The sequence below is a fragment of the Dyella telluris genome, from assembly GCF_014297575.1.
Classification (GTDB): domain Bacteria; phylum Pseudomonadota; class Gammaproteobacteria; order Xanthomonadales; family Rhodanobacteraceae; genus Dyella; species Dyella telluris.
Genome location: NZ_CP060412.1, coordinates 4,632,655 through 4,645,662, shown reverse-complemented (window position 1 = coordinate 4,645,662; position 13,008 = coordinate 4,632,655). Strand labels below are relative to the sequence as shown.

The following is a 13,008-nucleotide window of genomic DNA, read 5'->3' as shown; positions in this document are numbered from 1 at the left end:
TGATATCCGTTCCCAACGAGATTGAGTACCGACCAACCCCATACCGCCTCCCAGCAGTAGCTACATGTAAAAGCAGACGGCGCACTGCTGACAAGGCGCGCGCAATCGTAATCGGAACGCTTCACAAACAGAATCCGGCGCAGGTCCTGTCCTTCTCGCTGGCAGCACGGCGCACGTTGATCCGATGCGCACTTCGGACACTGGCGTTCGGTGAGGGCGATTTCGGACGTGCATCGCACCCCTGACACAAGACTGACGACGCCCCGCGTTGGTCCCGCAATACGCCAGCGTCCAGCGAAAAGCAGACCGATCGACTTAGATGCAGGTGCCGAACGCACCGGCCCCGGCGCGAACCGGCGAATGGCGATCGCCCGGTGATAATTCACATCACGTCCGAAAAGTCCAACACCAAGGCAGAACATCCAAGCCGTGGAATTCAAGGCGCATCAGTATTCGGCAACGCTCGACGACGAATGCAAATCTGACACCGATGATCATCGTCAACGGCGGAATGAATATGCCACGAACTTATCTACAATAATTGTAGGAAACTATGTCGGATACCTTTTCCAAGGGCTGGTCCATAGCCTCGCGTGCTTTGTCCGCTTGTTTTCTGGCCATGCCAACCATGATCGCCACCGCCTACGAACCTCGCATTGAATTGCAGGCAGGACCAAGCTACATGGATGGCCGTAATGCTACCGCCATCTTCACTGAAATCATGGGAATGCAACGTGCCATCGGCACCGCAGCAATCACCTGGCAGCCTGTGCTATCGCTGGGTTGGATTGAACGTCGGAACATTCCCCGGTACGAGCCAAGCTGCTATCGGACCTCACACAATGCGGAGCTGCTCGCCGGAGGGGGGCGCTTACACATAGGAAGCCAGCAAACGTGGTATCAGCCGCTGTTCTTTGGCTTTGAGCTGGCCTACAACCACCAGCCGACTCAAGCGTTAAGCAGCCCTTACGAGTTTGTAAGCACGCTCGGATGGCAGGGGCGGCGTTTCAGCTTCCAGCTTCGCCATATCTCCAACGGAGGCCTTCACGATCCCAATCGCGGAGAAACGATGGCGTTAGCCGGTCTCGGCTTCACACTCTAACGGGTGGGTCGGCGAGCATCGCTGTGCTCGGCGCGACAGAGTCGGGCGCCGTCCGGCGTAACCTCTGGACACTTCTGTTTCGGTTCTGTAGCTGACGCATGGGAAATAAGATGTCAGTCGCGCTACTTTTGTTCTAGCAACCGCCGCGTGCTCTGGGGATCCTAAACGGATGCACACCACATGGTCAGCGATAACGCCAAAGTCGCTCGAGTCGATTGTTCCTGTCCGCACACGCTAGTTACCACACCTGCGGAGCCATCCAGCCACTCCATCTCACCTGATCATCACGGACTCACATATCTCAGCCTGCTATACAAGCTTAATAGTCAGTCACTTGGCGAGACATGCCAAACCGAATCTCCCTTTGGAGCCAAACATGGACATCGACCTGACCGGCTGTAATGCCTTGATCACTGGCTCAACGGGAGGTATCGGCTTGGCCATAGCCGTTGGACTTTCGAATGCCGGGTCGCGCGTGATCATTACGGGGCGAACCCAAAGTCGCGTGGACCAGGCCATCAAGACGATTCTCGACCAGTCACCTCATGCGGACGTTGCGGGGGTCGCCGGCGACCTGGGTACAGCAGACGGTATCCGGAACCTCATCGAACGTGAGCCAGCAGCGGACATTCTTGTGAATAACCTCGGCATCTTCGAGCCTAAGCCGTTCTTCGATATCCCCGATGATGACTGGGTGCACTTCTTTGAGGTCAATGTTCTATCGGGCGTACGCCTATCACGTCACTATGCGCAAGGGATGATTCAAAAGGGATGGGGACGAATCCAGTTCATTTCCAGTGAATCCGCTCTGCAGATCCCTTCTGAAATGGTCCACTATGGAACGACGAAGACCGCTCAATTGGCAGTGGCTCGCGGTCTTGCCGAAACACTTGCCGGCACCGGCGTTACTGTGAATGCAGTGCTTCCTGGCCCAACGCGTTCCGAGGGAGTTAGCCAGTTTTTTGAAAAGATTGCAGCCACTGAGGGCGCTTCCGTGCACGATGTGGAGCGCGACTTCATCCTAACGCACCGCCCGACCTCGCTGATCCAGCGACTAGCAACTCCGGAGGAGGTGGCGAATATGTGCGTCTACCTCGCATCCACGCAGGCCTCAGCTACAACGGGTGCATCCATTCGCGTCGATGGTGGCGTGGTTCGCTCAATTGCTTAAAGGTTCGTGTCGAACCGGTACAGATCAGGCGACCTCGAGCACAGGAGCGACCGTCAGCGACCTAGTCGGTGGCGAGACTTTGCGAGCACGCTTTATGCCGACGAAGGGCGCTGGTTTGCCGGTTCTTTGCCACACGAATTCCATGGTCCTTGACGAATCCATGGCCAATTACTTGACCGGAGTGGATCAGTCGCAACCAACCCGGCTCTAGATGCGTCAACGGATCAACAGCACCAATTTGTTGGGGCGACCATCCCACTCAGCCGCCTCAGGCAGCTCCGGAATCTTTGCGCTGATGACGGGCCACTGCTTTGCTAACTCACCGTTGATCGAAAGATAGTGCTCTTGCCCAGCTGGAACTTCGTGATCAGCATAGATTGCATCGACGGGACACTCATCCACACAGAGCGTGCAATCGATGCACTCGTCGGGGTCGATCACGAGGAAGTTCGCACCTTCATGGAAACAGTCAACAGGGCATACCTCAACGCAATCCGTGTGCTTACAGTTTATGCAGTTATCGGTCACAACGTGAGTCATGTTGTCGCTCTCGTGAAGTTCTCTGGCCAGCTTTCTTTATCGAGTCACTGGGGGCATTGATTCACATCAGAATCGGGGCTGCCACAACAGGTTCTCATTGCGCTTTACGCGCCATCGAGGCTTCGTCCTCGGCCACCATCGAACCTCCACCGGCGGTCCGATCGAAGCGCCTACTTGCGTCGCCGCAGGACACGGCACCGAGGGTAACGTCCACAGTAATTTGATCCTGGGCAAGACGTCTCCGTAGACCCATAAGCTGGTTGCGACGAGAGGCATCCTTTTCTTTCCGCTTCGACAAGATTAAGATGCATCTTAAATGCTACTTTAGTGAATGTCATGCGACTCAACACGTTTACCGACTATTGCTTGCGGACGTTGATGTACGTCGGGCTCAACGATAGAACGCTGACCACGCGCGGCAACATCGCGGCCGCTTACGGCATCTCAGACAGCCACCTCATGAAGGTCATTAACTGGCTTTCTCACCAGGGGTACTTGACTACTGTCCGCGGCAAGGGCGGCGGCATGCAGCTTGCCCGGGATCCCGCAGCGATTTCCATTGGCGAGTTGGTACGCGCCTCCGAGTCATCGAGCGCCTTAGTCGAGTGCTTCGATCCAGCGACATCGTGCTGTCGCATCGCGCCGGCTTGCCGGCTCAAGGGAATTTTCGGCGAAGCGGTCGAGGCCATGTACCAGGTCCTCGACAAGTACACCTTAGCTGATCTCCTCAGCAAACCCCGTCCATTAGCCGCACTGCTACAGATCGCCTGACCCTCCCGGCCCGCGCTCGCGGGCCCTGCCCCCCCCCACCCCAGGAATCCTCATGGATATCGAGTATCACTACCTTATAAGTTGCATTCTAAATATATCTTTGTAGACATCCTAATTTTTGGTAGGAGACGTTTCATGCAATCAACGCGAAAGCTATGGCGATGGCTCGCCATAATGTTCTTCGCTTCATTTGCGGTGCTGGGCTGGCTAGGCCGCGAGATCTATCTCGCAGCCCCCCCTATCCCACAGCGCGTGGCTACAAGCGATGGTCGGACACTTTTCACCGCGGAACAGATTCAGCGCGGGCAACAAGCCTGGCTTCTGGCTGGCGGCCAGCAGATGGGCACCGTATGGGGCCACGGCAGTTACATCGCACCTGACTGGTCCGCCGACTGGCTGCATCGGGAAGCGCTAACCCTGCGTGATGCCTGGGCTAAGCGGGACTACCACGGATCATTCGACACACTCCCGGCCGACGCTCAAGGCGCACTTGCTGCGCGACTCAAAGAAGCCCTGCGCACGAATACATACAACCCCGCAACCGGTACCTTGACCGTCTCAACGGACCGGGCGGCTGCCATAGCCGCGGTTGCTGAGCACTACTCAGGACTATTTGGTAACGACCCAACACTCGATGAGTTGCGAAAACAGTACGCCATGATGCCAGCGTCGCTGACGTCAGCGGAGGACCTGAAGGCGCTCCCCGCCTTCTTTTTCTGGTCCGCCTGGGCGGCGTCAACGAACCGGCCGGGTGAAACGCATCTGTCCTACACCAGCAACTGGCCCCATGAACCCTTGGTCGACAACGTGCCAACCACCGCCAATGGCATGTGGTCCATTGCCAGCATCATCGGACTGATTGCCTGTATCGCTGGCATGGTCTGGTATCACGTCTCCCAACATGAAGAAGGCGACCCTTCACCGCCCAAGTCCGATCCGCTCTTTGACCTCAAGCCGACGCCATCCATGCGCGCCACCAAGAAATATTTCTACGTGGTGATCGCCCTGATGCTGCTTCAGATATCCATGGGGGTGATCACAGCGCACTATGCCGTGGAGGGGCGTAGTTTCTTCGGCTTGCCACTCGCGTCGATACTTCCCTTTGTCGCCAGTCGAACCATCCACACCCAGCTCGCCGTGCTGTGGATAGCAACGGCGTGGTTGGCTACTGGCCTGTATATTGCACCAGCGCTCTCTGGCCATGAACCGAGGCATCAACGCTTGGGGGTGAATGCCCTGTTCGGCGCCCTGGTGTTCGTTGTTGTTGGTTCGTTACTGTGCGGATGGGTGGGAACCCTCGAAAAGCTGGGCTTCCATTACGCGTTCTGGCTAGGCAACCAGGGCCTGGCTTACACCAGCATGGGACGCGTGTGGCAGATCCTGCTGTTCATCGGGCTCATGTTCTGGTTGTTACTTATGGCTCGTGGCCTCTGGCCAGCGCTGAAGCGACCCTCCGAAAGTCGTGGACTCATCGCCATGGTGTTCGTGGCGGCGACATGCATCGGCTTGTTCTATGCCACTTCGTTGGCCTGGGGGGAACGCACTCATTACTCCATGATCGAGTACTGGCGCTGGTGGCTGGTGCATCTGTGGGTCGAAGGCTTCTTCGAGGTCTTTGCCACGGCGGTGATCGCTCTGATCTTCTCTCGCCTCGGCCTGATCCGCGCCACCACGGCTAACACCGCGATCGTGTTGGAAACCATCGTGTTCCTGTTCGGCGGCATTCTGGGCACGCTTCACCACCTCTACTTCACAGGAACACCCACCGCGGTGATTGCTTTTGGCGCGATGTTCTCTGCGCTGGAGGTGGTGCCGCTGGCCCTGATCGGCTTTGAGGGGTGGCGTAACTATCAACGTAGTAAGGCTGCACCATGGGTCGCTTCCTATCGGTGGACCATCCTGTGCTTTGTCGCAGTGGGCTTCTGGAATACCGTGGGCGCGGGCCTCCTTGGCTTCACCATCAACCCGCCTATCTCGCTTTACTACGTGCAAGGTCTCAACCTCACCCCCGCGCATGGCCACGCGGCGCTGTTTGGGGTGTACGGCATGCTCGGCATTGGCCTGACGTTGTTCTGTTTGCGTGGTCTGGCCCCCAAGGGGCATTGGCCCGACGAGTGGCTGAAGCCGATGTTCTGGTTGCTGAACATTGGTCTCGGCATGATGGTCTTCATGTCACTGCTACCGTCCGGCATTTACCAGGCATGGGCGAGCGTGGAACATGGCCTTTGGTATGCCCGTTCCCCGGCCATCGTGCACTCGTCGCTGATGCAGACGCTGGTCTGGTTGCGCGTGCCGGGCGACATTGTCTTCACCCTCGGCGTTCTATGCCTTGCGGCGTTTGCTGTGCGACTGCTATCGCCCGCGGCGACTCGCAGATCGCTGTCTTCGGTGACTGAGCGGATAACCTGACAAGGAAATCCTCACCCAAAAACCTCCAGCGCGTCACCGGCTGGAGGTTTTTTTGTTCCATGCCAGTGCCCGGCCGACGAAGCTGGCGCCTCTTCCGTCGTCCGTTGCCCTCGCTTATGAAAAAATATTATATCGATCGATACACTATATTAATGTACCGACTGATACAGTATTCCCAGAACAGATCCTGGACGCGCAACACATGGGCCGGCACAAACAATTCAGCGAAGACGACGTGCTGGATATCGCAGAAGGACTCTTCTGGGCTAAAGGCTACGGTGCCACGTCCACGCGAGACTTGTCCCGTGAGGCTGGTATCACAGCGACCAGCATGTATCACGCGTTTGGCGACAAGCGAACGATGTTCCTCACGGTGCTCAACCGCTACTTGGCTCGAACGCTACACGAACGCATCACCCGCATCGAGGCCCGGCATCCGCCTCGGGAGGCGATCGTGGCTTTCCTGAAAGAAATGGCCCGAGTATCCCTCGGCGACGCGGAACATCGCGGCTGCATGCTGGTGAACAGCGCCATCGAGGCCACCGCCGAAGACGCGGATCTTCAGGAACTTGTCGCCGAAGAAATGAGGCTCATCGAAACCTTTTTCCTTCGTTGCCTGCAGGCCGGCCAGGCGTCTGGGGCAATCGACCGCACCAAAGAACCCAAAGATCTGGCGCGTGCTTTCCTCGCCATCCTAATGGGCATGCGCGTGCTCGCTCGCGTGCGGCCTGAAAAGGGCCTCATTGAAGGCCTGGTCGGACCCGCCATCACCATGCTGGGCACCACGTCGCCCAACTAAACCTCTCTCAAGCTCAGATCATTGTTGGCACGTATCGTGGATACGGGCGCGGTGTTCTGCGGAGAAAAATCATGTCAAAGATCCAGTCGAAAAACATACAGGCCAACGGCATCAATCAGTACTTCATTGAGGCAGGAGAAGGCGCGCCCGTCGTGCTTCTGCATGGCTTTCCTGAAACCAACTATGGCTGGCGACACCAGATCGCAGCGCTGTCGCGTCAATACCGCGTGATCGCCCCAGACTTGCGCGGATATGGCAAAACGGACAAGCCGGTGGATGGCTACGACAAGCGAAACATGGCACTGGATCTGCGCGAGCTTATGCGTGCACTCAGCCTTGAGAAGGTCGCCCTTGTGGGTCATGACCGGGGCGCTCGCGTCGCCACTCGTTTTGCCAAGGACCACCCTGAGGCACTGGATCGACTGGTGGTCATGGACAATGTGCCCACCCGCATTGTGGCGCGTGAATTCAACGCCAAGATGGCCAAGGTGTACTGGTTCTTCATGTTTCATCTCGTCCCGGATCTGCCCGAGGCGCTTATCGAGGGCCGGGAAGAGGCATGGCTTCGCTACTTCTTCTCAGCGTGGAGCCACAACAAGGCTGCCTTTACTAAGGAAGACATCGCCACCTACGTTGATGCCTATCGCCAGCCAGGAGCGGTCCGTGGGGCGCTAGCCGACTACCGCGCCAATAGCGTGGACGTCACCCAGGACATGGCGGATGCAGATACAAAGATCCGCGTCCCTACGCTTTCATTGTGGGGGGCGGAGTTCGATGGCGTCGGCAAGATGTTTGATATGCCGGCAGTGTGGGCGGAGATGGCGGACGACCTGCGCACCTACGCTGTCCCGGGTGCGGGTCACCTTGTCCAGGAAGAGCAGCCTGAGATCGTAAACGAGCTGCTGCTGGACTTCTTGAAGGGCTGGAACGGCTGATCGTCTGATCCAAAGCTTCGAAGGCGCGTAGCGCCGACCAGGCATCGCGGCAGTCCCGGCTGACCAACTCATCATGAACGTCCTTCTCAATATCGTTTTGCCCGTCTTTGCTCTGATTGGTGCGGGCTGGCTCGCTCGGCGCAAGCAGTGGCTGGGCCCAACGGCGGCCGCAGAGCTCAACCGGTTTGTCGTGTACGTCGCCATGCCCGCACTGCTCTTTCGCATCATGGCGACGGCTAGTTGGTCCGATCTAGCGCAACCAGGTTTCACTGCTGCTTTTGGGATCGGCTGCGGCGTCATCTTTGTGGCGGCCATCGCTCAGGGGCGACGGCGGGGTCACGATTTGGCAGACGCAAGTCTAGGCGGACTCAACGCGTCCTACGCCAATGTGGGTTTCATTGGATTCCCCTTGTGCCTCGCTGCATTTGGTCCATCCAGCCTGACCTCAGTCACCATCAGCGCGATCGTGACGGTGTGCGCACTGTTTGGGGTATCGGTCGCGTTGATGGAATGGAGTCAGAACCAAGGGAGCGGCTTGCATATCCTTCGAAAATCGTTGGTGTCCGTCGTGCGTAATCCTATGGTGATGGCCCCGGTTGTCGGGGTGATCTATGGCGCAACTGTTTCGACTGTCCCCACGGGGGCGGATCATTTTCTCAAGTACCTTTCCGATGCAGCCAGCCCCTGTGCACTCGTGTCGCTGGGCGCCTTCATCGGTGAGGAGCGCCAACCTACCCGATGGTCGAAGGTGTCACCGCTAGTGGCTCTCAAGCTCTTCGGTCAGCCGTCCGTGACTTGGGTTTTCGCTCACATGGTGTTTCACCTTTCACCGGCATTGACCGGAGTGGCTGTGGTCATCGCCGCACTACCAACAGGCACAGGTCCATACATGCTCGCAAACATGTACGGAAGGGATGCACAGGCGGTCGCGGGAAGCATCTTAATGTCCACTCTGCTCTCACTGATCACCATTACAGGCCTTATTGCCCTCCTGGGTTCAGGCTAATGGATTGATGCGCGTTGCTGCTTGCTATGAGCCATCAAAAATTTCCGCGCTAACTCGTTTGAATCGAAAAGTGATGCGACTTTTGTTCAATCCGCACTACGTGCCACGGACCATGCTTTCTCACGAGGTGCCCGAGATTCGAGCGCCTGACGGCGTCAAAGCATCAACGTGATGGGAAGCTGCCCGGCGCCTTCCCTTTCAGGTATCGCCACACCACACGGGAGTCAGTTTATGTCATTCGTCAGAACAGCCTTCTTCGTCAAGAATCTCCCGGCGTGGGAGCGAATGGTCCGCATGCTCATCGCGGCGTTGATCATCATTTCGGGATTGGCATTCCTCGCATCGCCATGGAGCTGGCTTGTGGCGATTGCCGGCGCAGGCTTCGGCATAACCGGAATTCTCGGCTTTTGCCCCGCTTGCGCGCTGGCGGGCAGGAAGCTCGCTCGAAATGTGCATGCCAACGATCTGTGACGTGCCGCTGAAATTATGGCATCCGATACGAATCGGATCGCCATCCAGAGGGGCCTGCGGCTCGAGAGCCCGACCCAACCTAGTGAAGTGAATCCGGAGTAGAAACCATGTCTCGTCGCACATTCCTCGTAACAGGCGCAACTAAGGGCATTGGAAGAGCAATCTCTTCCCGGCTGGCCGATGCGGGGCATCAAATCATCGGCCTTGCCCGTAACGCGGATGACCCCAGCTTTCCTGGAACGCTGGTATCCGCCGACCTCGGCGATCGCCGTGCCACCGACGAGGCCCTGACGCGCCTTCTGGGCATGTACTCGTTTGATGGGGTTGTCAACAACGTCGGCTACGTGAAGCTGGCGCCAGTCGGTGACGTCGACCTCGATGATCTCGATGACATTCTCCGGGTCAATCTCGTCCCAACCTTACAAACTGTGCAAGCTCTTTTGCCACAGATGCGTGCCAAGGGCTGGGGACGCGTTGTGAATATTACGAGTCTTGTCGCGCTAGGATTCGCACAGCGAACCGCGTACGGCGCGGCCAAAGCTGCAGTAAACAGCTTTACTCGCACCTGGGGCTTGGAGTTGGCGGAGTCTGGGATCACGGTCAATGCCGTGGCACCTGGACCGGTTGAAACTGAGCTCTTTCGCTCCAACACGCCTCGGGGAAGCGAGGCTGAGCAGCGTTTCCTCTCGTTTGTCCCGATGCGGCGGCTAGGAAAACCTGACGAACTCGCCGCCGCGGTTGAGTTCCTGCTTTCGGACGATGCTTCGTTCATTACCGGGCAGACGCTGTATGTCGATGGCGGTGCCTCGGTTGGGCGCGCCGCCACGTGAAGACGTCGGCGTGGTTTGCCTACCCCCATCGTGGCTAGGCAAACCGCAGAGCGACAGGCCATTTGATCACCCCGTGTGCGTCGCCAGCCAATAACGAATTGAGTCTTGGCGGCAGGGCTGTCGGCCTGAAGACATGTTCGATATCTTCGAACATGTGCATCGTTCTAGTGGAACGACTATGGATGTTCCCGAGCGCACCATCTCCTTGTCCCTTCCCTCCCCCAACAAGGATCATCAAATGAAACGTTTCTCCGACAAGACCGTACTCGTCACCGGCGGCAGCAGCGGTATCGGCCTGGCTGCGGCCAAGGCATACGCCGAAGAAGGCGCCCGCGTCGTCATCACAGGCCGTGACAAAGCGGCCCTTGATCAGGCCTCGAAATCCATTGGCACAAGTGCTATTGGAATCGTCAACGACGCAGGATCGCTCCCTGCTGCCAAGACGCTGGCCGACGATCTGTCGGGTCGTGGCCTTCGTCTCGATGCAATCTTCGTCAACGCCGGGGTCGCAAAGTTCGCCTCGCTCGACAATGCCACCGAGTCGCTGTGGGATCAGATTTTCGATACCAACGCCAAAGGGCCGTACTTTCAGCTGCAAGCTCTGCAATCCCTCCTTAACAAAGGGGCGGCGGTAGTCATCAATGGATCGATCAATGCCCGCATCGGCATGCCAGACACGTCAATCTATGCGGCCAGCAAGGCGGCACTGATCAGCCTGGCACGCACGCTGTCGGCCGAACTGCTGCCGCGCGGCGCACGCGTGAACGTGCTGAGTCCCGGGCCGGTTAGCACCCCCATCTACGGCAAGCTTGGCGTGGATGCAGCAACGCTGGAAACCGTGGCAGCCCAGATTCAGTCCCAGATCCCACTTGGCCGATTCGGGAGTCCGGAGGAGATTGCAGCCACCGTGCTGCACCTCACCGCGCCGGAGTCCGCGTTCATTGTCGGCACCGAAATCGTCGTCGACGGCGGTATGAGCCAGCTCTGACCTGTTTGCCTGGAGAGTCCACACTCTCCAGGCAAACTTATATGCGCAAAGAGAGAACCGCTATGCGTCGTTACCTTATTCTCGCAGCTGGGCTGCTTGGCATCAGTGGGTTGGTACACGCCGGCGTGCCCTCCTACCCCAAGGCTTTTCACGATCAGCTGATCCAAACCAATGGCACACATCTTTATGTTCGCGTGGGTGGCCATGGCCCGGCAGTACTAATGCTTCACGGCTTCGGCGATACCGGCGACATGTGGCAGCCAGCAGCTGTCGCCCTGATGAAAGATCACACCGTTATCGTTCCCGACCTTCGCGGTCTGGGGCTGTCCGACCCTGCTCCTGATGGCTACACGAAGAAGAATCAGGGTCAAGACATCGCCGACTTGCTTGACCAGCTGCACGTCGACCAAGTGGCGTTGGTCAGCCACGACATCGGCAACATGGTTGCCTACGCATTCGTTGTTCAGCACCCCAGCCGAGTAACGCGCTGGGTAGCTATTGACGCCCCTCTGCCTGGCATTGGGGATTGGGACGCGCAATTGCGCTCCCCTCGCACTTGGCATTTCAATTTTCACGGACCGGACGAAGAGCGTTTAGTCGCCGGCCGCGAACGTATCTATCTCGACCGCTTCTGGAACGAGTTGTCAGCCAACCCTGCAAATATCGACGAAGCAACTCGCAAGCACTACGCGACGCTCTACGCCCGACCTCATGCCATCCATGATGCTTTTGCGCAGTTCGCGGCATTTCCGCAAGACGCCATCGACAATCAAGCGCTACTTTCGAGCCACGGTAAGCTGGCTATACCAGTGCTCGCCCTTGGCGCCGAGAAGTCGTATGGCACGCGCATGGCTGAGAACCTTCGCAACGTTGCGACTGACGTTACGGCAGGGGTCATTGCTGGCTCCGGCCACTGGGTCATGGAGGAGCAACCCGCGAGAACCACGGCGCTGATCGACCAATTTGTGCGCGAGCCTTGATCGGAGAGGGCAACGATCCTCTCACCCGTGGTGCCCAAAGCAATCGGGCAGAGGGCACCCATTGGCCCCCGCGCAGCCAGCACTAGGGTTATTTGGGCCAGGTTGAGGCTTGAACGGCGGATCGCGCAAAAGCGCGATACCGCGGCCCGAGGCAACTGATCCCTCGCGGATGGCTAGGGATCAACCGCTTGCTACCAGTCAAGCCAAGTGCGCCGATGTTATGCCACGATACAGCTGGCCACGCGCGACACCGACGACAATGCGATCGGTCTTTGTCCGCAACATCACAGCCAGGCGAAAACTAGTCCCTCCCCCCCTGCTGGATGTCGCTTAGAAAGTCGATGACGTCGGCCGCGCGCCCGTTGGCTACCAGTTCGCGCGCGGTGCATCCATCGAGCTCGGCGATGGCAACGTCGCGATACCAGGCAATCACGGCGAGGAACGATGTCTCGACCTTTCGCGCGGACTCGAGCACAGCGAGCATTGCGGCCATCGATGGAGGACGCCTCATGCAAGGCATGGTGGACGTATCGCCCTCCTGGACCTCTGCAAGACGGGTGTCGTAAATCTGGTCGGTCTGAATGGACGTGGGGCGCATTGGCGAATTGGCTCAGAGCTGGCACCTCAACCATAGGCCCAGCAATGGGCCTATGGCTTGTCCAATAGCACGAACCGTTGGAGGTTCTACGCAAAAGTATCCAATGGCATCGACGTAGTGACGACCGTGGTAACGCTCGAAAGCGACGCCCCTGATTCGCCAGGAATGGGAAGGATTGGCCTCCCCATCTCGACCACAACGGCGCCAATGGCGCCCCTCCCCTCCTAGTGCGTCCCCGGACGGGTCACGGCTGGCCGAGCCTACTGTTCCTCGTCCGCGGCAGGGCACGTTTCATATAAAAATGTTCAAGAAATGCTGGATCGGCATCTGGTTCCATCAAGGCTAGCCTGGTTTCAGGAGGCAACGACCCAGCGCTCCCTCTCCACGGCGAGGTAACGTTGGGTTATC

13 protein-coding genes are annotated in these 13,008 nt (G+C 58.2%); 11 read left to right on the top strand and 2 right to left on the bottom strand.

From position 1 onward, the window contains the following. The first annotated feature begins 553 nt into the window (after positions 1 to 553). Both H8F01_RS20225 and H8F01_RS20220 read left to right on the top strand, forming a co-directional pair. Positions 554 to 1,102 (top strand): acyloxyacyl hydrolase, encoded by a 549-nt coding sequence (locus H8F01_RS20225; RefSeq protein WP_238481076.1) that lies wholly within the window; start codon positions 554 to 556, stop codon positions 1,100 to 1,102. A gap of 376 nt (positions 1,103 to 1,478) precedes the next feature. Further along, the gene (locus H8F01_RS20220; RefSeq protein WP_187056799.1) at positions 1,479 to 2,273 is read left to right on the top strand and encodes an SDR family NAD(P)-dependent oxidoreductase; all 795 of its coding nucleotides are present in this window, start codon (positions 1,479 to 1,481) and stop codon (positions 2,271 to 2,273) included. A gap of 216 nt (positions 2,274 to 2,489) precedes the next feature. Here H8F01_RS20220 and fdxA read toward each other — a convergent pair whose 3' ends face one another. Then, positions 2,490 to 2,813 (bottom strand): ferredoxin FdxA, encoded by a 324-nt coding sequence (gene fdxA / locus H8F01_RS20215; protein ID WP_187056798.1) that lies wholly within the window; start codon positions 2,811 to 2,813, stop codon positions 2,490 to 2,492. Between the two features lie 336 nt (positions 2,814 to 3,149). Between fdxA and H8F01_RS20210 the strand changes: the two genes are divergently transcribed. The 9 genes from H8F01_RS20210 (at position 3,150) to H8F01_RS20170 (ending at position 12,002) form a co-directional block, all read left to right on the top strand. After that, positions 3,150 to 3,584 (top strand): Rrf2 family transcriptional regulator, encoded by a 435-nt coding sequence (locus tag H8F01_RS20210; protein WP_187056797.1) that lies wholly within the window; start codon positions 3,150 to 3,152, stop codon positions 3,582 to 3,584. 135 nt (positions 3,585 to 3,719) lie between these two features. Then, entirely contained in the window at positions 3,720 to 5,993 is a 2,274-nt protein-coding gene (locus tag H8F01_RS20205) for a nitric-oxide reductase large subunit (protein ID WP_187056796.1), read from the top strand. A gap of 202 nt (positions 5,994 to 6,195) precedes the next feature. Next, positions 6,196 to 6,792, top strand: coding sequence for a TetR/AcrR family transcriptional regulator (locus tag H8F01_RS20200; protein ID WP_187056795.1), 597 nt, complete (start codon positions 6,196 to 6,198; stop codon positions 6,790 to 6,792). 71 nt (positions 6,793 to 6,863) lie between these two features. Beyond that, positions 6,864 to 7,727 (top strand): alpha/beta fold hydrolase, encoded by an 864-nt coding sequence (locus H8F01_RS20195; protein ID WP_187056794.1) that lies wholly within the window; start codon positions 6,864 to 6,866, stop codon positions 7,725 to 7,727. A 73-nt stretch (positions 7,728 to 7,800) separates the two neighbouring features. After that, positions 7,801 to 8,733, top strand: a complete 933-nt coding sequence (locus H8F01_RS20190; protein ID WP_222615691.1) for an AEC family transporter — start codon at positions 7,801 to 7,803, stop codon at positions 8,731 to 8,733. A 231-nt stretch (positions 8,734 to 8,964) separates the two neighbouring features. Next, positions 8,965 to 9,204, top strand: a complete 240-nt coding sequence (locus H8F01_RS20185) for a YgaP family membrane protein (protein ID WP_187056793.1) — start codon at positions 8,965 to 8,967, stop codon at positions 9,202 to 9,204. A gap of 107 nt (positions 9,205 to 9,311) precedes the next feature. Further along, positions 9,312 to 10,034, top strand: coding sequence for an SDR family oxidoreductase (locus H8F01_RS20180; protein WP_187056792.1), 723 nt, complete (start codon positions 9,312 to 9,314; stop codon positions 10,032 to 10,034). Positions 10,035 to 10,272: 238 nt separating this feature from the next. Continuing rightward, on the top strand, positions 10,273 to 11,022 hold the full coding sequence (locus H8F01_RS20175; protein WP_187056791.1) for an SDR family oxidoreductase: 750 nt from the start codon (positions 10,273 to 10,275) through the stop codon (positions 11,020 to 11,022). Positions 11,023 to 11,084: 62 nt separating this feature from the next. Further along, positions 11,085 to 12,002: an alpha/beta fold hydrolase gene (locus H8F01_RS20170; protein ID WP_187056790.1), complete on the top strand. Its 918-nt coding sequence runs from the start codon at positions 11,085 to 11,087 to the stop codon at positions 12,000 to 12,002. Positions 12,003 to 12,303: 301 nt separating this feature from the next. On the opposite strand, the gene H8F01_RS20165 is transcribed toward H8F01_RS20170, so the two are convergent. Then, positions 12,304 to 12,495 (bottom strand): hypothetical protein, encoded by a 192-nt coding sequence (locus tag H8F01_RS20165; protein ID WP_187056789.1) that lies wholly within the window; start codon positions 12,493 to 12,495, stop codon positions 12,304 to 12,306. Positions 12,496 to 13,008: the final 513 nt, after the last annotated feature.